We start from the raw sequence: 18,818 nt of genomic DNA on the forward strand, positions 1-18,818 counted from the left end.
GGCCCGTGCACGCGGGTCGTGCGCCCACCGCCGGCCATGAACAGCATGTCGCCCTGGCCCAGCAGCTGCTCCGCGCCCATCTCGCCCAGGATCGTGCGGCTATCGATCTTGCTCGTCACCTGGAAGGAGATCCGGGTCGGGAAGTTCGCCTTGATCGTGCCGGTGATCACGTCCACGCTCGGACGCTGCGTCGCCATGATCAGGTGGATGCCCGCGCCTGCCGAACATGACGGTGATGGCGGCCTCCGACGAGGCCGAGCTGGTGCACATGGTGGCGACGGCGCATGCCCACGATAGCGGCCCGATCGCCCTGCGCTACCCGCGCGGCGAGGGCGTCGGGGTCGAGCTGCCGGAGCGGGGCGAGGTTCTGGCGATCGGCCGGGGCCGGGTGGTGCGGCGTCCGGAGGGGGCGCGGGTGGCGCTTCTGTCGCTGGGCACGCGCCTGTCGGAGGCGCTGAAGGCGGCCGACGCGCTGGAGGCGGAAGGCGTGGCGGTGACGGTGGCGGATGCGCGGTTCGCCAAGCCGCTGGACGCGGAGCTGGTGGTCGATCTGGCGGGCAGCCACGAGGTTCTGGTGACGGTGGAGGAGGGCTCGGTCGGCGGGTCGGACAGCTACCAGGACCACGACAAGCCGGAGAAGATGTACGCCGAGGCCGGCCTCGACGCCGAGGGCATCCTCAAGGCCGTCCGCGCCGCCTTGCCGACGGGCGAGGTTGCGGCGCCCCGCGAGAGCACGGTCGTGACGCTCAAGCGCTGAGCCGCGCCGCGAACCCTCCCCCACCCAAGTCGGGCGAGCCCGACTTGAGAAAGCCCGAGATCGGAAGGGGGAGGGACGGCGTCGATCCCCTTACTTGATCACCGCGCAGGCGATGCGCGGACCCGCGCCGCCGATCGGCTGGGTGGTGTGGTCGTCCTCGTTGGCATGGACGATCAGCGCCGACCCGTCGCCGTCGCGCAGGCCGCCCTCGCCGGTCAGCGGGGTCTCGCTCGACACTTCCGCGTTCACCGAGCCGTCGGCGGCGGCGTAGACGTTGGGCAGATCGCCCTCGTCCGGACCGTCCGGGTTGAGCAGGCCGTGCTTGCTCTGGTCGTGGTTCACGTGGGCCTTCGACTTCTCGAACTTCTCCGTGTCCGAGCAATCGCCGACCGCGTGGAAATGGATGCCGTGCCAGCCCGGAGGCAGGCCGCCGGCCTGGACCATCACGCGCATGACGAGGGAATTCGCCCCGTCGCGGATCATGATCTTGCCGATGGTCTCGCCCTTGCCGTTGGTGATCGCGCTCTGGTAGGTCTGCGGGGCGGAGGCCTCCTCCTTGGGGGCATCCTTCGGAGCCTCCTTCGGGGCTTCCTTGGGTGCCTGCGCGAGGGCGGGCACGCACAGGGCCGCGAGCACGGAGGCGGCCAGCGGGATCCGCCGGCTGGCCCGCGCGGTGGCACACGTCTTGGGACCGCTCATCTTACCTCGCATGGGTCGTTCGTCTCCCTGGAGCGCTTTCCCACGATGGGGCCGCCGGTTTGGCGGAAGAAAGCGCGTACGATAACGATGGAGAGACGCCGATCCGAGCGTATCGGAGCCTCCCGTCGGCCGGCGCACGCGGCGCGACCGCTTGTGACCTCGGGGGAACCGGATTATCCGGCCCCGATGCGGGCGGCGGGCCGCACCGCGTGATCGGCCCGTTCCAAGGTAAGGCGGCCGGGCCCGAGCGACAGGGGCGCGCCGACAACCGCCCTGACGATCCGCCCATCACGAAACTGCGGGGCCGCGAGAGGACGACGATGACGGGCGAACGTCTCCGCGCCGATCGGGTGCTGGTGGAGCGCGGCCATTTCCGCAGCCGGGCGCAGGCGCGGGCCGCGATCGAGGCGGGCCTCGTCTTCGTCGACGGCTGCCCGGTGACGCGCCCCTCCGCCCCGATCGGCGAGGGCGCGCGGATCGAGGCCGCTCCTGCCCACCCCTACGTCTCCCGCGGCGGCCTCAAGCTCGCCGCCGCCCTCGACGCGTTCGGGATCGACCCCGCCGGCCTGCCCTGCCTCGATGTCGGCGCCTCCACCGGCGGCTTCACCGACGTGCTGCTGCGCCGCGGCGCGGCCCATATCCATGCGGTCGATGTCGGGCGCGACCAGTTCGACGCCGCCCTGCGCGGCGATCCGCGGGTGAGCCTGCGCGAGGGAACCGATATCCGGGCGCTGGCGGCGGACGCGCTGGACCCCGCCCCGCTTCTCGCCGTCATCGACGTGAGCTTCATCGGCCTGCGCCTTGTCCTGCCGCCCGTGACCGGCCTCCTGACCGGCGCGGCGGCGCTGGTGGCGCTGATCAAGCCGCAATTCGAGGCCGGGCGCGAACGGGTCGGGCGCGGCGGCATCGTGCGCGACGCGAGCGTGCATGCGGAGGTCTGCGAGGCGGTGCGAACCACCCTCACCGATCTCGGTTTCACGATCCTCGGCCTGATCCCCTCCCCGGTCGAGGGCGGGGACGGCAACCGCGAATTTCTCATAGGCGCCCGGCGACCGCGTGATGTCTGAGACGGAAGAGACCCTGACGATCGCCCGGCTCGGTGCCCGCGGCGACGGAATCGCCGAGGACGGCCTGCTTGTGCCCGGCGCCCTGCCCGGCGAGCGGGTGCGGGTGCGCCGCGAGGCCCGGCACGCCGTCCTCGTCGCGGTCGAGACGCCCTCGCCCGACCGGATCGACCCGTTCTGCCCCTATTATGCGGCCTGCGGCGGCTGCGCCGTGCAGCATCTCGCCCCCGAGCCCTACGCGGCGTGGAAGCGCGGCATCGTCACCGGGGCGCTGGCCCAGGCACGGATCGAGACCGAGGTGGCGCCCCTCCTCGACGCCCATGGCGAGGGCCGGCGCCGGATCGTCCTGCATGTCCGCGAGATCGAGGGACGGGCGCGCGCCGGGCTGATGGCGGCCCGCAGCCACGCGCTGGTGCCCCTCGACCATTGCCCGATCACCGTGCCGGGCCTGCACCGGGCGCCCGCCGTGGCCGAAGCGCTGGCCGCGCCCCTCGGCCACGGGCGCAAGCCCCTCGACATGGCCGCCACGGCCACGGGGGCGGGGCTCGACGTGGACATCCGTGGCCACGGGCCGGTGAGCGAGGGCGTGCGCGGTGTCCTCACCCGCCTCGCGGCCGAGCTCGATCTCGCCCGCCTGTCCCTCCATGGCGACGTGGTGGTGGAACGCCGCCTGCCCGCTCTCGGCGAGGGCCCCGCCCGGCGGGTGCCTCCGCCCGGCGGCTTCCTCCAGGCGACGGCGGCGGGCGAGGCGGCGCTCACCGCCCTGAGCCTCGCCCCGATGGGCAAGGCCAAGCGCGTCGCCGACCTGTTCTGCGGCAGCGGCCCCTTCGCCCTGGCGCTCGCGGCGAGCGGGCGGGAGGTCCACGCGGCCGAGGGCGAGGCGGCCTCGATCCAGGCCCTCATCCGCGCCTACCGGGCCGGGGCGGGCCTGTCGCAGATCACGGCGGAGGCCCGCGACCTGTTCCGCCGCCCCCTGCTCGGGCCGGAGCTCGACCGCCTCGACGCCATCGTGTTCGATCCGCCGCGGGCCGGGGCGGAGGCGCAGGCGAAGCGGATCGCCGAATCGAAGGTGCCGCTCGTCGTCGGCGTCGCCTGCGACGCCGGCACCTTCGCCCGCGACGCCGCCGTGCTGATCGGCGGCGGCTACCGGCTGGAGCGGGTGACGCCGGTCGATCAATTCGCCTGGTCGGGCCATGTCGAATTGGTCGGCATTTTTCGCAAGGACGCGCGCAAGCCCCGCGGCCGGCTGCGCTGAGCGCTCAGCCGGGGGGGGGCAACTCCAGTCCGCTCGACCGTTCGAAAGTCCGCTTGGATAGCCGCCGGACTTTGGTCTTTCGCCGCGAAGCGGACGTTCCGCTATCAAACTAAGAGCGTCTAACAGAACCGTCTGAACGACCCAGCGGTAGCGACCGAGTTTTTCGCGGCTCTCGATTCCCTTACGGGCGATGCGCGGGACGATTCCGCGCGCCCGGCACTCCTGGCGCCGCGCCTTGGCCTCGTCAGCGTGCAGCTTGCTGGGGCGTCGGCGCGGTCGGCCGCGCCGACCCGTGCGCAGCGGCGGGATGGCATCGAGGGTCGGCGTCATCTGCGGGCTGTCGTGCCGGTCAGCGCAGCCCGATTGTCGATCGCAGGCCGTCCCGCCCTTCTGGCGCGGCCGAGGTGGCGGCAGGAGCAGGCCAATCTCGGTCCAAAGATCGTCGGCGAGCAGAGGTCGAGCCATGCCAAGCCAACGCACAATTCAACGATTGGTGACATTCTGTTAGACGCTCTAAGTTATTCATCTGAAATTTTTCTATTATACTCCTGAAGCTTGCCGATTGTGCGAGTGCAGCGGCAATATCAGTTGAGCTCAGTTAGTAATGTCGAATGTTACTTTGCTGAAATCTCCACGATGGAGCGCGTTGCGATCGATAATAAGTACGAGTGAATAGCAGTCTGCCCAAATAAGTCCGGCAATTTTACTTGTATGAATTTCTAGAAGAACCTCGTTCGAGCTATCGGGTCCGTGCGGAGTGTAGATATGCCCAACAGGAGCGTGGCCCATCGCGGCGAGGCCGTCCTGTGTTTGGCTTTGCCAATCAGCCTCAAAGCGTTCGCGTAGGAGCGCTGGAAGCACGGTGGAGTCTGATGTGTAAGCTTTGATGGCATGGTTCGTGAGATCTACGTGATACCGATTCCACCAGTGCCGCAGTTCCGAATTACTGGGTTGCCAATCAAGTAGCTTTGTGTCGCGCAGGACCAAATCGCTATAGCCATCATCGTCTGTGCGGAGATTCTGAAGGTCATAGGCGTCAAGTTCCGCGAGTTCATTTATGAACCCAGCGATCTCGGCAGCATCGATTGTTTTCAATGAGAGCATGCGGGCTTCGATTTTGTAAAAACGGACGAAGGTGTCGAGCACAACGGACTGTTTCCGTTCAAACAATGCAGCATCTGCTGGACGCAGATTATTCATGGCTGGGAAGCTAACAATTCGTCGCGCCAGTTGGGCCACCGCATCAGAGAGCGCGGTACAGAGCAACAATACTGTCTCGCGGTTAAAGGGATGATAGGCGGGATCGAGCAATGTGCGTTGCTGCGGCTCTTTATTCAACCCAGAGACATCGTGTCCGTGAAGATCATTTCCCGGACGGACTTCCGCTATCAGCGGCCATTTTGGAAGTGCAAACGACCTTGGTTCCTCGAAGTTGTAGATGCGCGTCCAATCAGCGCTGTTTGGTGCCGGAGCAATAGCTTCGGCGAGAGGACCATCGAAATGAATTATAGTTGGATTTGGAGGCCAGTGCGCCGGTAGAAATATCCCCAGCCATCCCACGCGCGGACCCACTCCTGACCAAAGATCTTGCGGGAGCGCGGAAAGGTTGATTTGCCCGACGAACAGTAGCTTTTGTCCATCTTGCTCGGGCCAAGCCATGCCAAGCGGCAGGGCGGCATTACCTCCGAACCAACCTATTGATTGTCCCACTCCTATAGGAATTTGCGGCTTCAGGATTGCGACACTTCGCTGGCTGGAGCGAGCAGCTTCCTTCATCCGTTCAGTTTCGAACTCATGACTTAGAAGCTTGGCAATAAACCGTCCGCCCTCGTCATCTGCGCCCACTTTTCTCCTTCGACCAAACATATCGGGAATCTCCCTGTCGACCAGGCGATACATTAACGCATTTGAAGTTTGTTTAAGCGTGCAGCTGCGATCATTATATACAGTAGTTGGTGAATTTTAGATTGTTCCCGGCTGAAGGCGGGCTCTCTCTCTCTTCCATCCATCCGTCTTGGTCGTCCGCCTCCGCTAGATCGGACGGGTGAGAAGCGGACATCCCTCAAGGTCTCAGATGGGTCGTAAAGCGCCCCCCGTTCCCGCATGGCCAAACTGATTGGATTTCGATCTTAGGCCGGTGCCCGGCGGGCGCCCGGATCCCCCGCCTCCGCCAGGGCCGCCGCGAGATCGGCCGGATCGATCGCGAAATCCTGCAGGAATTCCGGCGACTCGGACGGCACCCGCGGGCCGTACACCGCGTGGTAGGCGAGCCCGTTGGCGACCGCGATCTCCCAGTAGAACGGATCCTCCCAGCCCTCCGGCACGAGGTGGATCACCGGGGTGCCCGGGGCGCAGAACACGGTGTTGGCCATGCCGGCCCCGGCGATGCCGACGACGATCTCGGCTTCGGCGAAGCGGATCGCCTGCTGGCGCGGGCTCAGCGATTCGGGGTCGATCACCGTGAAGCCGTGGCGGGCCAGCAGCGCGAGCACGCCGTCCCGCGAGACGAGCGCCCGGCCGCGACCCGGGTGCCGGTCGACGAACAGGCGTCGCCCAGGGGGCTGCCCGAGGCCCCGCCATCGCTGCCACAGGCGCGGCAGCAGCGTGCGGCGGCGGCCCTGCCGGCGTAGGAAGCGCAGGGAATCCGGCGACTTGCGCTCGCAGGGCAGGGCCGAGGGCGTGGCGTGGTGGAGCCGGGCGAAATGGTAGCTCTTCGTCCAATCGAGGAGGCGCAGGGTGAGGCCGGGCATGGTGCCGAGCACCAGCTTGACCGAGCGCGCCCGCGCGACGTCGATATGCGGCACGTAGGCGACGAGGGCGACCGTGATCGGCAGGCCGGGATGGCGCGCCCGCAGCATCGCCACGGCGCGCAGGCGCGGCACGTCGTCGATGAGCCAGTGGCCGTAATTGAACGAGCTGCCCGCGTTGAGGAGGAAGGTCAGCCCGTCCGCCCCGATGCACTCGTCGCAGGGGTCCGCGACCGGCCCCGGCCCCGGGGCGACGTGGCGCTCCTGCGGGCGGGTGGTCTCGAACAGCACCCGCTTCCGCCCCTCTTCGAGGGTGAACAGAGCGTTGCCCGCGAGCCGGATGTCACGGGATTCCAGCAGCAGCGTCGGCGGCACCGGCGGGAAGCGCGCGGCGAGCCGCGCCCGCTGCGCCTCGCGGAAATCCGCGGCACCGCCATGCAGGCGCGGCGTGCCGGGATCGCGGGCGGGGCAGCCGGGGAACACCGTGCCGAGGACGCGGGTCCGGGCCGCGACCCGCCCCGTCAGGCGCGCGAGCAGGCCCGCATCGCCGGGAAACCCGCCCTCGCCGTAGAGGAGCGAGGCATCGCAGGAGAGGACGAGGTCGTCCTCGGTCAGGCCGGTCGGCGCCGCGGCCTGACCGGCCGGTTCCTCCGCCGCTCCCGTCCCCGCGATGCCCTGCATGCCGTCCCCTCGTCCGCGACGGCTCCGATAGCACGAAGCGGGACCGCGAAGCGCGTGGGGGTGGGGTGCCGGCTCAGAACAGCTCGCCCTGAACGGCCGCCGCCGGGCCGGCCGGCGCCGCGCGGCCTCGCCCGACCGGCTCGATCAGCGCCGGGTCGTCGTGGCGGGTGCTGTTGACGCGCTCGTCCACGGGGTCGAGCCGCAGCCATTCGTCGGGGCAGGGCCGGCAGAGGCGGGCCGCCTCGGCGGCGTCGATCGCGGGGTCGAGCCAGGCATCGACCGTCCCGGGCGCGAGGATCGCGGGCATGCGCTCGTGGATCGCGCTCAGGGTCCCGTTGGCCGAGCAGGTGACGATGGCCGCCGTATCGACCTCCGAGCCGTCGGCTCCGAGCCAGGGCTCCCACAAGCCGGCGAGCGCCATCGGCGCCCCGTCGGCCCGGCGCACGGCGAAGGGCTGCTTGAGCGCCTGCCGGCCGGTGCCCTCCCGGCGCCACTCGTAGAAGCCGTCGGCGAGGAAGACGCAGCGGCGATAGCGCAGCGCGCCGCGGAAGGCCGGCTTCTCGCCCGCGGATTCGATGCGGGCGTTGAACAGCACCGGAAAACCGTTGGGATCCTTGAGCCAGGACGGCCACAGCCCCCAGCGCATGAGCCGGAAATGCCGGGCACCGCGCTCGGCCAGGACCACCGGCACGGGCTGAGTCGGGGCGACGTTGAAGCGGCCGGGAAAATTCGGCGTCTCCGGATAGCCGTAGGCCGCGCGATAGACCTCCGGGGGCTGGCCGATGAAGAAGCGTCCGCACATGCGCCGATCTGAGGCGCGCAGGGGTCGCGGATCAAGGTGTGCCGCACCGTGCCTCACAGGAAGCCGCGCCGGAACCGGACCGACCATATGTCCCGTTGCGCCGCGCCGCCGCGGCGCTAGGTTGGCGGCCATGACATCCCCCGCGACGGCGACCGGCTCAGAGCCCGCCCTGCACGTGCGGGCCGTGCCGGGTCTTGCCCGGTTCGACGCCGCCGAGTGGGACGCCTGTGCCACCTCCCCCGAGACCCTCTCGGCCGGTGACGAGACCTTCAACCCGTTCGTCTCCCACGCCTTCCTCTCGGCGTTGGAGGAATCGGGCTGCGTCTCCCGCCGCACCGGCTGGCTGCCGCTGCATGTGCGCGTCGAGCGCGACGGCCGCCTCGTCGGCGCGGCGCCCTGCTATCTGAAATCCCACAGCCAGGGCGAATACGTGTTCGACCACGGCTGGGCCGACGCCTACCAGCGGGCCGGGGGCAGCTACTATCCCAAGCTCCAGGTCAGCGTGCCCTTCACCCCCGTGACCGGCCCGCGCTTCCTGATCGCGCCGGGCGAGGACCCCGACACCGCCGCCGCCGCCATCGTCGCGGGCCTGCGGGCCCTGCGCGAGGAGACGCAGGCCTCCTCGGTCCACGCCACCTTCCTGCGCGCGCGCGAATCGGAACAGGCCGAAGCTCTGGGCATGCTGCCGCGCCTCGACCAGCAGTTCCACTGGCTCAACGAGGGCTACGCGACCTTCGACGACTTCCTCTCGGCGCTGGCCTCGCGCAAGCGCAAGGCGATCAAGCGCGAGCGGCGCGACGCCCTGGCCTCCGGCATCACCATCGCGCACCGGACCGGCGCCGACATCACGGAGGCCGATTGGGACGCCTTCTACGCGTTCTACCAGGACACCGGCGCCCGCAAATGGGGCCGGCCCTATCTCAACCGGCGCTTCTTCTCGCTGATCGGCGAAAGGATGGCCGAACGCATCCTGCTCGTCATCGCCTCGCAGGGCGGGCGGCCGATCGCCGGGGCGATCAACTTCATCGGCGACACGGCCCTCTACGGGCGCAACTGGGGCTGCCTCGAGGACCACCCGTTCCTGCATTTCGAGGTCTGCTACTATCAGGCGATCGATTTCGCGCTCGCCCGCGGCCTCAAGCGGGTCGAGGCCGGCGCCCAGGGCGAGCACAAGCTCGCCCGCGGCTATCGCCCGGTGCCGATGCATTCCGCCCACGATTTCGCCGATGCGGGCCTCGGCCGCGCCGTCGGCGACTATCTGGAGCGGGAGCGCCGCGCCGTGCGCGAGGCCATCGACGACTATGCGCAGATGTCGCCGTTCCGCCGTGGCGGACCGGAGGGCGAGGACACAGGAGCATGAGCGCGGGAATGAGCCCGATCGACCGCATCCGCAGCTACGCGGACGAACTGACCGCCCTCCGGCGCGACCTCCATGCCCATCCCGAGATCGGCTTCGAGGAGGTGCGGACCTCGGGCATCGTCGCCGCGCATCTCGAACGCTTCGGCATCGAGGTCCATCGGGGCCTCGGCAAGACCGGCGTCGTCGGCATCCTCCAGGGACGGCCGGGTCCGCGCCGGATCGGGCTGCGCGCCGACATGGACGCCCTGCCGATCACCGAGGAGACCAACCTCCCCTACCGCTCGAAGACGCCCGGAAAGATGCATGCCTGCGGGCATGACGGGCACACGACCATGCTGGTCGGCGCCGCCCGCTACCTCGCCGAGACCCGCGATTTCGACGGCACCGCCGTGTTCGTGTTTCAGCCGGCGGAGGAAGGTCTGGGCGGGGCCCGCGCGATGATCGCCGACGGGCTCTTCGAGAAATTCCCCGTCGACGAGATCTACGCGCTCCACAACGCGCCGCAGGGGCCGCACGGGGTGTTCCAGACCCGCACCGGGCCGATGATGGCGGCGGCCGATTTCTTCGACATCCGCATCACCGGACGCGGGGCGCATGCGGCGATGCCGCAGCAGGGCATCGACCCGATCGTCGTCGCGACCGGGCTCGCCCAGGCGATGCAGTCGATCGTCAGCCGCAACAGCGACCCGCTCAAGGCCGCGGTGGTCTCGATCACGCAGATCCATGCGGGCGCGGCCTACAACGTCATCCCCGAGAGCGCGCATCTCGCCGGCACCGTGCGGACCTTCGATGCCGGTCTGCGCAACCTCGTGGGCCAGCGCATCCGCGAATTGGCCGAAGGATTCGCCGCCGCCTACGGCGCCACCATCGCGGTGGATCTGCGCGACGTGTTCTCCGTGCTCGACAACAGCGCCGAGCAGGCGAAGGCGGCGGCCGAGATCGCCGCCGAGCTGTTCGGCGCCGACAAGGTCGATGCCAATACGGTGCCCCGCATGGGCAGCGAGGATTTCGCCGACATGGTCGCCGCCGTACCCGGCGCCTATGCCTGGCTCGGCGCGACCCCGGGCCCCGGCCTGCACAATGCGAGCTTCGATTTCGACGACAGCCTGATCCCGATGGGCGCGGCGTATCTGGCGCGGGTGGTGGAGCGGCGGGCGCGACTGTGAGCCGCGCGCGCCTCGACCGAACGAGGCGCGCTTGCTCATCAGCGGGTGATCGGAGGTGGGGCGGATGAGGCGGATGGCCGTGCCTCCGCCCGTCCCTCGATCCCTTGAGCTTCCTGACAGGCAGCCGGAACACGTGCCCTTCCCGGCTCCGTCGGCGCGACGCCGACGTCTGAAGCCGGCCATCGCTTTCTCGAGCTTAGGGCGAAGGCGCCGTGCCCGGGTTTCAGGCCGGCACGGCCGAGCCGGGCGGAGCCGCCTCCGGGCCAGTCGGCGCGGGCGCCTTGCCCACCACGGGCGTCGCGGGATTCTTCGTCGAATCCTTGTCCGCAGTTTTGGTCGCATCCTTGTCCGCATCCGACGGCGCCATCGTCGACGCGTGCGCCTTGCGGTCCTGGATCTCGATGAACACCCGTTTCACGTCCGGGCTCTTCGCCTTGATGCGTTGCTCCAGCCGCGCCACCGTCTGCTCGACCTCGCCCGCGGGGATCTCGTCGGCGAAATCGAGGCTGAGATTCACGAGGATGTCGGAGGGGCCGAGATGCTGCGTCAGGACTTCGTTGACGTGGCGCACCGCCCGCTCCTCGCGCACCGCCGCGTCGATGGCGCGGACCACCTCCGGGTCGGCGGCCTCGCCGATCAGCAGGCCGTGGGTCTCGAGCATCAGGAAGATCGACATGCCGATCAGCACGACGCCGATGCCGATCGAGGCCCAGCCGTCGAGCACGGGCATGTCGAGGACGTGCGCGGCGACCACGCCCGCCATGGCGATGACGAGGCCGATCAGCGCCGCCACGTCCTCGACCAGGATGGTGTAGAGCGACGGGTCCTTGCTGCGCTGGATCGCGGTGATCGCGGTGCGGTCGCCCTTCTCGGCCCAGAACGCCTTCAGTGCCACGAAGCAGGAGTACCCCTCGGCCAGGATCGCGAAGCCGAGAATCGAGACGTTCACCCAGAAGCCCGACAGGGGGATGCCGAACAGGCTCGCATCGGCGGCGGGTTCGGGATGCTGGATCTTGTGAGCGCCCTCGTAGATCGCGAAGATGCCGCCGCCGAGGAAGATGAACAGGGCGACGATGAAGGCGTAGAAATAGACCTCCCGCCCGTAGCCGAACGGATGCTTGGCATCCGCCGGCTTGTTCGCCCGCTTGAGGCCGACCAGCAGCAGGATCTGGTTGGCGGTGTCGACCAGCGAATGCGCGCCCTCCGCCAGCATCGCGGTCGAGCCGGTGAGGAAGGCGCCGACGAATTTCGCCGCCGCGATGGCGAGGTTGGCCCCCGCCGCCGTGTAGATCGCACTCGTGCTCTCGGCCATGCTCGCGCTCCCGTTCGGCGCACCGGAAGCGTCGCCGTCGTCACGGGGCACTCAACGCGCGCATCGGCCGCAAGGTTCGCCGCACAATTTTCGGGATGATTTTTCGCAGTCGACGCAGCGGGCCCGCCCGTGCAACGTGGTCAGCGAATTGAGGCCGCGCGCGGAGCGTGCCGCGCGAAGCCCCGAGCCCGCGCAGGCGGGCGCCGGCGCGGCAAGGCCCGGCACAAACCCGAGGAGCCCGATGACGCCGTCCTACGACCCCGACAACATCTTCGCCAAGATCTTGCGGGGCGAGATCCCCGCCCACAAGGTCTACGAGGACGAGCACACCCTGGCCTTCATGGACGTGATGCCCCAGGGCGAGGGTCACACCCTGGTGATCCCCAAGGCGCCGAGCCGCGGCCTGCTCGATGCCGAGCCGGCGACGCTCGCCGCGCTCATTGCGAGCGTGCAACGGGTCGGGCGCGCGGTGAAGAAGGCCTTCCAGGCCGACGGACTCACCGTGTTCCAGTACAACGAGCCGGCGGGTGGGCAGACGGTGTTCCATCTGCATGTCCACCTCATCCCGCGCCGCGAGGGCGTGCCGCTGAAGCGGCACGAGGGCGGCATGGCCGACAACGCCGTCCTGGCCGATCATGCCACGCGCATCCGCGCCGCTCTGGACGCGGCGGTCTGAGGCCGAGGGTCTTGACCCGGCGGGGCATGCCCGAACGGCCTGCGGCGGGGATCATCCCGGAGCCCCGCCGGGTGAGGCTTCCTCCGAACGCTTGCAGGCCGGAAACAGGCGGTGGCCGATCCGCGGCGGAAGACGTCAGGCCGCGCTGGCGGTCTGATCTCCCCCGGCCTTGGATGCGCCCACCGTCCCGAGGAGCGAGCGGAGGGTCGCGTTCTCGGATTCCAGCTCGGCGATCCGGCGCAGCAGGAGGTTGATGGAGGCGTCGGGCAGGGGAGCCGCCGCCTCGGGGGGCGCGACCGGCTTGCGCTGGTCGGCGAAGGCGATCCCCACCGAGTTGTCGCGGCGCCAGCGCAGGGTCGCGCGGAAGGTCTCTTCCTTCTGCGCGATGTAGAGGTCGAACACCTCGGGCAGGGTGCTGGTCTCGCTCAGCTCCAGCCGTGCGCCGGCCTCCGAGAGGTCGCGGATCAGGCAGTCCATCGAGGCTGCGCCCTTGTTGAAGAGAATACGCCCTTTCAAGAACGTGCGCTTGCGGACGTCGTGGCGCTGTTCACTCGTCATCCTGTCGGCCTCCGGCCCCGACTGTTCCGGAGAGCGTAGTCCGGCAGCTCTTAAGGAAAGCTCGACGGAATAGGCGACTCGGGCGGGCCTCGCCGCACGGGGCCCGATGCCGGGGCAGGGGCGTCCCGCGTCAGGACGCCCGCTCGTCGAGGGACTGGAACAGGTAGAAGCCGTTGAAGCGCACGGCGGTGGCGGCGGCGCGGTCGTCGAAGCCGGGCGGGGCATCTTTTGCCGCTTCGATCTTGCCGCCGAAGGTCCAGCGGCGCCCGCCGACGAAACGCGGCACGGCATGGCTCTCCGGCACGGCGCAGCAGAGAGCCTCGCCACCCTTCCGCCGGAACACGTTGTAGCTGCGCATCGGGTGAGCCTCCGCTTCGCCGCATCGGACGGTTGCGATAGCCAGTCAATCGGACTGGTTTGTGTCCGCAATCTCACTTCGGATGCGGCGGAGACCGGTGCGTGCGCGGGCGCACGGGGCGAGCGCCCGGTGGAACCCTGTGCGGCCATCCCTTGCGCGGTGTCCGAGGAGGGGCGGGATCCATTCGGTTTCCCGCGTCCGTGTCAGGACATGTCCGGGCCGATCAGGTCCGAGGGCGGCCTCCGTCTCACGCCGTTGGCACGTTCCGCTCCAACTCGTCGAGCCAAGCCCGCGCGCTCGAATCGGAGGGCGCGCGCCAGTCGCCCCGCGGGGAGAGGGCGCCGCCCGCCGAAACCTTCGGGCCGTTGGGCAGCGCCGAGCGCTTGAACTGGCTGAAGCGGAAGAAGCGGTCGAGGAACACGCCGAGCCAGCGCCGGATCACCGGCAGGTCGTAGGCCACGCGCTTGGCCTCCGGGAAATCCGGCGGCCAGTCGCCGGCGGCGGCGTCCCCCCAGGCATGCAGCGCCAGGAAGGCGATCTTCGACGGCGCGAAACCGTGGCGCAGGGTGAACCAGAGATTGAAATCCTGGAGCGCGTAGGGGCCGATCTTGGCCTCGGTGCTCTGGGGGCCCTCGCCTTCCGAGGCCGGCACCAGTTCCGGCGAAATCTCGGTGTCGAGCACGGCCCGCAACGTGCGGTTCTCCTCCGCGCCGAACTGGCCGGAGGCGATGACCCAGCGGATCAGGTGCTGGATCAGCGTCTTGGGCACGCCCGCATTGACGCCGTAATGGCTCATCTGGTCGCCGACGCCGTAGGTGCTCCAGCCGAGCGCCAGCTCCGACAGGTCGCCCGTGCCGATGACGATGCCGCCGTGCTGGTTGGCGAGCCGGAACAGGTAGTCGGTGCGCAGACCCGCCTGCACGTTCTCGAAGGTGACGTCGTAGACCGCTTCGCCCCGGCCGTAGGGATGGCCCATATCGGTCAGCATCTGCCGGGCGGCGGGGCGGATGTCGATTTCCGCGAAAGTGGTGCCGAGCGCCCGCATCAGGGCGAAGGCGTTGGTCTTGGTCTCGTCCGAGGTGGCGAAGCCCGGCAGCGTGTAGGCCAGGATGTTGTTCCGCGGCAGGCCGAGCCTGTCGAAGGCTTTCGCCACCACGATCAGCGCGTGGGTCGAATCGAGCCCGCCCGAGACGCCGATCACCGCCCGCTCGGTGCCCGTGGCGGCCAGCCGCTGGGCAAGGCCCGCGACCTGGATGTTGTAGGCCTCGTAGCAATCCTGGGCGAGGCGGGCCGGATCGGAGGGCACGAAGGGGAAGCGCTCGACGCGCCGCCGCAATCCGAGATCGCCCGCGGGCGGTTCGAGCCGGAACGTGACGGTGCGGAACGGCGCCTCGGCCCGCGCCCGCGCATTGTCGTCGAGGCTGCCGGCTTGGCGCCGCTCCTGGGTCAGCAGGTCGAGGTCGATATCGGCGAGCGTCGCCACGGGGCCTTCGGCGAAGCGTGCGCCCTCCGCCAGCCGCACGCCGTTCTCGTCGATGCTGGTCTGCCCGTCCCAGGATAGGTCGGTGGTCGATTCGCCCGTGCCGGCGGCGGCGTAGACGTAGGCGCACAGGCCCCGCATCGAGGCGGCACGGGTGAGAAGCTCGCGGGAATCGGCCCGGCCCACGGTGATCGGGCTGCCCGAGGGGTTGGCGATGACGGTGGCGCCCGCCAGCACCGCCTCCATGCCGGGAGTCTGCGGCACCCACAGATCCTCGCAGATCTCGATTGCCAGCCGGAAGCCCGGCACGTCCTCGGCGGAGAACAGCAGGTCGGTGCCGAACGGCGCCTCGATTCCGGCGACCGGGATCGTCTCGGCCCGAAGCCCCGCGCCGGAGGCAAAGTGGCGCTTCTCGTAGAACTCCCGGTAATTCGGCAGGTAGCTCTTCGGCACGACGCCGAGCAGCCGCCCGCCGTGGATCGCCAGGGCGGTATTGTAGACCCGGTGGCGCCAGCGCAGGGGCGCGCCGACCACGAGGAGCGGAGTGAGCCCGGCGCTCGCCGCGACGAGGCGCGCGATGCCCGCCTCGACCGCGTCGAGGAGGGCGGTCTGCAGGAACAGGTCCTCGATGGCGTAGGACGAGACGCAGAGTTCGGGGAAGACGGCGAGCGCCGCACCGGCGTCGTGGCACTCCCCCGCCAGGGCCAGGATCGCCGCGACATTGGCCGCCGGATCGCCCGGATGGCTGCGCCCGGTGCAGGCCGCGACCCGGGCGAAGCCGTGGGCGTAGAGGGAGCGGAAGGTTTTGGGCTCGGGGCTCTGGCTCACCGGATCTCGACGCTCGCCTTGGGCTGGCGTCCGCCGCAAAAAAGAGGCGGAACGCATGCGGAAACAGGACCTTGGCTTCGTATCCTCAACCTTGCTGACAAGGCCGGAAGGCCGAGGGGCCGGCCGGGACAGACAGGGGCAGACGTCACCGCCAAGGGGCCAACCGTCCACGAGGATATCCGGTTCGGACGCCCCGTGCACCGCGCCTGCGGGACGGTGGTCCCGCGGGGAGGGCAAGCGTTCGTTAACGACGATCCGCCTAACTGGAGCCGAACCGCTCCAGGGGGAGCCGGACCTTGTTTCGAGTCATCTCACAGATCATGCGCGCTTCGGGACGGCCTCCGTATTCCCATCGAGATCCGTCGCGGCCGAGCCGCGGCGGCGACCGCCTGGACCTGTCGGCGGGCGGCCTCGCCCACCGGCTGATGAACCTGCGGGCCAACCTCGCCCGGCGCCTCGTCGGCGCGCCCCCGGCCCCGCCGCGGGCCTTGCCGCGAGCGCTGCCGCACCCGCTCGCTCCCTCGTCCGGCTATGGCGCCGATCCGGCCCTGCCCGGCCCGGACGGGTTCGAGGCCGGGGCGATGCCGAGCTGGCTCGTGCCGCCGGGGGCGATGCTCGGCCGCGCCACCGCCGCAGCGGCTTCCCCGCAGCCCGCACGGCAACCCTGGGACCAGCAGGCTGAGGCCATTTTCGACATGTCTGCACCGGCCCATTCCTACGAGCCCGACGCGCTCCACGCCGAGCCGGCCTTCGAGAGCCGGATCGATGCCCGCGCCTCCGGACCCGGCGTCCTCGTGCGCACGCCGCGGCGCCCCGCCGCGATCGCCCCCGAGGGGGCGGCAATGCCGGCGGTCCACGCCCTGCAGCAGGGGCTCGCCCAGGCGATGCCGCAGCTGAACCCCGAACCCGCCGTGCGGTTCACCCGCACCCCCGATCCGGTGCTGATGGAGCGCCGCCGCCGGGCGATGGAGGCCGAGCGCGAGGCGCAGGCCCGCGCCCAGGCCCTGCTCGATGCCCAGATCGCCGCCCAGGAGGCCGCCGAGGCCGCGGCGCGGGAGGCCGAGCAGGCGCATCTGGCCGCCATCGAGGCCGCCGAGCGCGAGGCGGCCGAGGCCACGGCGCGGGCGGAGGAATCCGCCCGGGCGCTCGCAGCGCAGACCGTGGACGCCGCCTCGGACCTGCCGAGCTGGCGCCGCCCGTTCGTGCCGCCGCCGGGTGTGCGCTTCTTCCGCACCCCCGACCGCCGCCCCAAACCCGCCGAGCCGGTTCCCGTCGCCGCCCCGATCGAGGCCGCCGAGATCGCGCCCGAGCCGGAGCCCGTGATGATCGAGATGTCGGCCGAGGTTTCGGTGCTGTCCGCCGAGACCGCCTTCGACGCGCCCTTCATCCCGCCGGTCCCGGCCGAGCCGTCCGACTGGGCGGACGTGCCCGACTGGTCGGAGCTGCACGGCTGGTTCGGTCCGGGCGAGGCGTCGGCCCCCGTCCAGCACACCGCCGAGCCGCAGGTGCTCGAGATTCCGGTCGTCGCGGCTCCGGTGGACGAGACGCCCGTCTTCGCCGCCCCGCTGGCCGAGATCGCCGCTGCGTCCGCCGAGCGGCCCGCCTTCCTGGCCGCCCCGCGCCGCCGGCTCCACGCCATGGCGGCCCGCGCCGCGATCTTCCCCGCCGACGCGTTCGAGGCCTGGAGCGGCCCCGCCTTCGTGCCGGCCGAGGCGCCCGCCGCCCTCGCTGCGACTTCGTTCGCACCCGTCTCCTATGCATCGGTCTCCTATGCATCCGTCTCGGCGCCGGTTGAGGCAGCCCCCTCCCCTGCTCCGCAGCCCGCAGCGGTCGCGGCGCCCGCTCCGCAGGCGCCCGTCCAGCCGGCGGCAACGCTGCCGCCCCTGACGATCCCCGCCCGCCCGGTCCTGCTGCGCAGCAAGGCCGCGCCCGTCGCCGACGAGGCCGCCGAGGAGGCCGAGGCGATCGCGGAGGCCTTCGAGGCGCCCGCTCCGGAGGCGGCCCCCGAGCCGGTCTTCGAGGCGGCGGTTCTCGCCCCCCTGCCCTCCGCCGAGGGGGAGAACCGGCCGCGGGCGATCCTGCCCGAGCGTCCGACCCTGATTCCGGCGGGCCGGCATCTGGAGATGACCTTCGTTGGCAATGCCGACTACGCCCTGCCCTCGCTGGAGCTGCTCGCCGAGCCGCCGCTTCCCGACGGCGAGGAGGTCGATGCGGACGAACTCGAACAGAACGCCCTCAACCTCCAGCAGACCGTGCAGGATTTCGGCGTCCGCGGCGACATCCTCGCCGTCCGCCCCGGCCCGGTCGTCACCCTCTACGAACTGGAGCCCGCGCCCGGCACCAAATCGAGCCGCGTCATCGGCCTGTCGGACGACATCGCCCGCTCGATGTCCGCCGTCTCCGCCCGCGTCGCCGTCGTCCCCGGCCGCAACGTGATCGGCATCGAGCTGCCGAACCAAGTGCGCGAGACCGTGTATCTCCGCGAGCTCCTGGCCTCGGTCGATTTCGTCGACACTAAGCACAAGCTCGCCCTGTGCCTGGGCAAGAACATCGGCGGCGAGCCGATCATCGCCGACCTCGCCCGCATGCCGCACCTGCTGGTGGCCGGCACCACCGGCTCGGGCAAGTCGGTCGCCATCAACACCATGATCCTGTCGCTGCTCTACCGGCTGAAGCCGGAGGAGTGCCGCCTGATCATGGTCGATCCCAAGATGCTGGAACTGTCCGTCTATGACGGCATCCCGCACCTGCTCTCCCCCGTCGTCATCGACCCGAAGAAGGCGGTCATCGCCCTCAAATGGGCCGTGCGCGAGATGGAGGAGCGCTACAAGAAAATGTCGAAGATCAGCGTGCGCAACATCGACGGGTACAATGCCCGGATGAAGGAGGCGCGCGAGCGGGGCGAGATCATCACCCGCACGGTCCAGACCGGCTTCGACCGCACCACCGGCGAGGCGGTGTTCGAGGAGCAGGAGATGGACCTCTCCGCCCTCCCCTACATCGTGATCGTGGTCGACGAGATGGCCGACCTGATGATGGTGGCGGGCAAGGACATCGAGGGGGCGATCCAGCGTC

Annotated in this window: 14 protein-coding genes and 3 pseudogenes; 7 read left to right on the top strand and 10 right to left on the bottom strand. The window is 70.1% G+C overall.

Annotated elements, in window-relative coordinates; genetic code table 11:
• Window positions 1-215, bottom strand: a pseudogene (locus tag OWC43_RS16925) (hypothetical protein); the annotation flags it as partial.
• 2 nt (window positions 216-217) lie between these two features.
• Between OWC43_RS16925 and OWC43_RS16930 the strand changes: the two are divergent.
• Window positions 218-757 (top strand): annotated as a pseudogene (locus tag OWC43_RS16930) (transketolase C-terminal domain-containing protein); the annotation flags it as partial.
• A gap of 90 nt (window positions 758-847) precedes the next feature.
• On the opposite strand, the gene OWC43_RS16935 reads toward OWC43_RS16930, so the two are convergent.
• A complete protein-coding gene (locus tag OWC43_RS16935; protein WP_393957512.1) occupies window positions 848-1,456 on the bottom strand; it encodes a superoxide dismutase family protein in 609 nt (202 codons plus the stop codon).
• A gap of 320 nt (window positions 1,457-1,776) precedes the next feature.
• On the opposite strand from OWC43_RS16935, the gene OWC43_RS16940 reads away from it, so the two are divergent.
• Together OWC43_RS16940 and OWC43_RS16945 are read left to right on the top strand one after the other, a co-directional pair.
• Complete coding sequence (locus OWC43_RS16940; RefSeq protein ID WP_137830031.1) at window positions 1,777-2,523, top strand: TlyA family RNA methyltransferase; 747 nt, start codon at window positions 1,777-1,779, stop codon at window positions 2,521-2,523.
• Complete coding sequence (locus OWC43_RS16945; protein WP_393957513.1) at window positions 2,516-3,775, top strand: class I SAM-dependent RNA methyltransferase; 1,260 nt, start codon at window positions 2,516-2,518, stop codon at window positions 3,773-3,775. The genes OWC43_RS16940 and OWC43_RS16945 overlap by 8 nt, the downstream gene beginning before the upstream one ends.
• 132 nt (window positions 3,776-3,907) lie before the next feature.
• Here the strand turns inward: OWC43_RS16945 and OWC43_RS16950 are convergent.
• From OWC43_RS16950 to OWC43_RS16965, 4 genes and pseudogenes are all read right to left on the bottom strand, one after another.
• A pseudogene (locus tag OWC43_RS16950) lies at window positions 3,908-4,144 on the bottom strand (IS5/IS1182 family transposase); the annotation flags it as partial.
• 225 nt (window positions 4,145-4,369) lie between these two features.
• Complete coding sequence (locus OWC43_RS16955; protein WP_393957515.1) at window positions 4,370-5,674, bottom strand: DUF1963 domain-containing protein; 1,305 nt, start codon at window positions 5,672-5,674, stop codon at window positions 4,370-4,372.
• A 230-nt stretch (window positions 5,675-5,904) separates the two neighbouring features.
• Window positions 5,905-7,203: a glycosyltransferase family 61 protein gene (locus tag OWC43_RS16960; RefSeq protein WP_393957516.1), complete on the bottom strand. Its 1,299-nt coding sequence runs from the start codon at window positions 7,201-7,203 to the stop codon at window positions 5,905-5,907.
• 73 nt (window positions 7,204-7,276) lie between these two features.
• The gene (locus tag OWC43_RS16965) at window positions 7,277-8,005 is read right to left on the bottom strand and encodes an SOS response-associated peptidase (RefSeq protein WP_393957517.1); all 729 of its coding nucleotides are present in this window, start codon (window positions 8,003-8,005) and stop codon (window positions 7,277-7,279) included.
• Window positions 8,006-8,135: 130 nt separating this feature from the next.
• Here OWC43_RS16965 and OWC43_RS16970 point away from each other — a divergent pair, with 130 nt between their 5' ends.
• Together OWC43_RS16970 and OWC43_RS16975 are read left to right on the top strand one after the other, a co-directional pair.
• Window positions 8,136-9,365 carry a GNAT family N-acetyltransferase gene (locus OWC43_RS16970; RefSeq protein ID WP_393957518.1) on the top strand — a complete coding sequence of 410 codons (1,230 nt, stop codon included), beginning with the start codon at window positions 8,136-8,138 and terminating at the stop codon, window positions 9,363-9,365.
• An 8-nt stretch (window positions 9,366-9,373) separates the two neighbouring features.
• Entirely contained in the window at window positions 9,374-10,531 is a 1,158-nt protein-coding gene (locus tag OWC43_RS16975) for a M20 aminoacylase family protein (protein ID WP_393957519.1), read from the top strand.
• 223 nt (window positions 10,532-10,754) lie between these two features.
• On the opposite strand, the gene OWC43_RS16980 is transcribed toward OWC43_RS16975, so the two are convergent.
• A complete protein-coding gene (locus OWC43_RS16980) occupies window positions 10,755-11,843 on the bottom strand; it encodes a cation diffusion facilitator family transporter (RefSeq protein WP_393957520.1) in 1,089 nt (362 codons plus the stop codon).
• Window positions 11,844-12,084: 241 nt separating this feature from the next.
• On the opposite strand from OWC43_RS16980, the gene OWC43_RS16985 reads away from it, so the two are divergent.
• Entirely contained in the window at window positions 12,085-12,519 is a 435-nt protein-coding gene (locus tag OWC43_RS16985; protein WP_393957521.1) for an HIT family protein, read from the top strand.
• Between the two features lie 135 nt (window positions 12,520-12,654).
• Here the strand turns inward: OWC43_RS16985 and OWC43_RS16990 are convergent, their stop codons facing one another.
• From OWC43_RS16990 to OWC43_RS17000, 3 genes are all read right to left on the bottom strand, one after another.
• On the bottom strand, window positions 12,655-13,077 hold the full coding sequence (locus tag OWC43_RS16990) for a PilZ domain-containing protein (RefSeq protein ID WP_137830022.1): 423 nt from the start codon (window positions 13,075-13,077) through the stop codon (window positions 12,655-12,657).
• A 130-nt stretch (window positions 13,078-13,207) separates the two neighbouring features.
• Window positions 13,208-13,435, bottom strand: a complete 228-nt coding sequence (locus OWC43_RS16995; RefSeq protein ID WP_137830021.1) for a hypothetical protein — start codon at window positions 13,433-13,435, stop codon at window positions 13,208-13,210.
• A gap of 247 nt (window positions 13,436-13,682) precedes the next feature.
• Window positions 13,683-15,743 carry an NAD(+) synthase gene (locus OWC43_RS17000; RefSeq protein ID WP_393957522.1) on the bottom strand — a complete coding sequence of 687 codons (2,061 nt, stop codon included), beginning with the start codon at window positions 15,741-15,743 and terminating at the stop codon, window positions 13,683-13,685.
• 425 nt (window positions 15,744-16,168) lie between these two features.
• Here OWC43_RS17000 and OWC43_RS17005 point away from each other — a divergent pair.
• On the top strand, window positions 16,169-18,818 hold a 2,650-nt coding region (locus tag OWC43_RS17005; RefSeq protein ID WP_393958576.1), incomplete at its 3' end, for a DNA translocase FtsK.

The sequence above is a fragment of the Methylorubrum sp. POS3 genome (assembly GCF_043352485.1).
GTDB classification, from domain to species: Bacteria; Pseudomonadota; Alphaproteobacteria; order Rhizobiales; family Beijerinckiaceae; genus Methylobacterium; species Methylobacterium suomiense.

Coding starts and splice junctions, on each gene's coding strand:
- OWC43_RS16935 (WP_393957512.1), bottom strand. CDS start 1,456: ATGAGCGGTCCCAAGACGTGTGCCACCGCGCGGGCCAGCCGGCGGATC.
- OWC43_RS16940 (WP_137830031.1), top strand. CDS start 1,777: ATGACGGGCGAACGTCTCCGCGCCGATCGGGTGCTGGTGGAGCGCGGC.
- OWC43_RS16945 (WP_393957513.1), top strand. CDS start 2,516: ATGTCTGAGACGGAAGAGACCCTGACGATCGCCCGGCTCGGTGCCCGC.
- OWC43_RS16955 (WP_393957515.1), bottom strand. CDS start 5,674: ATGTATCGCCTGGTCGACAGGGAGATTCCCGATATGTTTGGTCGAAGG.
- OWC43_RS16960 (WP_393957516.1), bottom strand. CDS start 7,203: ATGCAGGGCATCGCGGGGACGGGAGCGGCGGAGGAACCGGCCGGTCAG.
- OWC43_RS16965 (WP_393957517.1), bottom strand. CDS start 8,005: ATGTGCGGACGCTTCTTCATCGGCCAGCCCCCGGAGGTCTATCGCGCG.
- OWC43_RS16970 (WP_393957518.1), top strand. CDS start 8,136: ATGACATCCCCCGCGACGGCGACCGGCTCAGAGCCCGCCCTGCACGTG.
- OWC43_RS16975 (WP_393957519.1), top strand. CDS start 9,374: ATGAGCCCGATCGACCGCATCCGCAGCTACGCGGACGAACTGACCGCC.
- OWC43_RS16980 (WP_393957520.1), bottom strand. CDS start 11,843: ATGGCCGAGAGCACGAGTGCGATCTACACGGCGGCGGGGGCCAACCTC.
- OWC43_RS16985 (WP_393957521.1), top strand. CDS start 12,085: ATGACGCCGTCCTACGACCCCGACAACATCTTCGCCAAGATCTTGCGG.
- OWC43_RS16990 (WP_137830022.1), bottom strand. CDS start 13,077: ATGACGAGTGAACAGCGCCACGACGTCCGCAAGCGCACGTTCTTGAAA.
- OWC43_RS16995 (WP_137830021.1), bottom strand. CDS start 13,435: ATGCGCAGCTACAACGTGTTCCGGCGGAAGGGTGGCGAGGCTCTCTGC.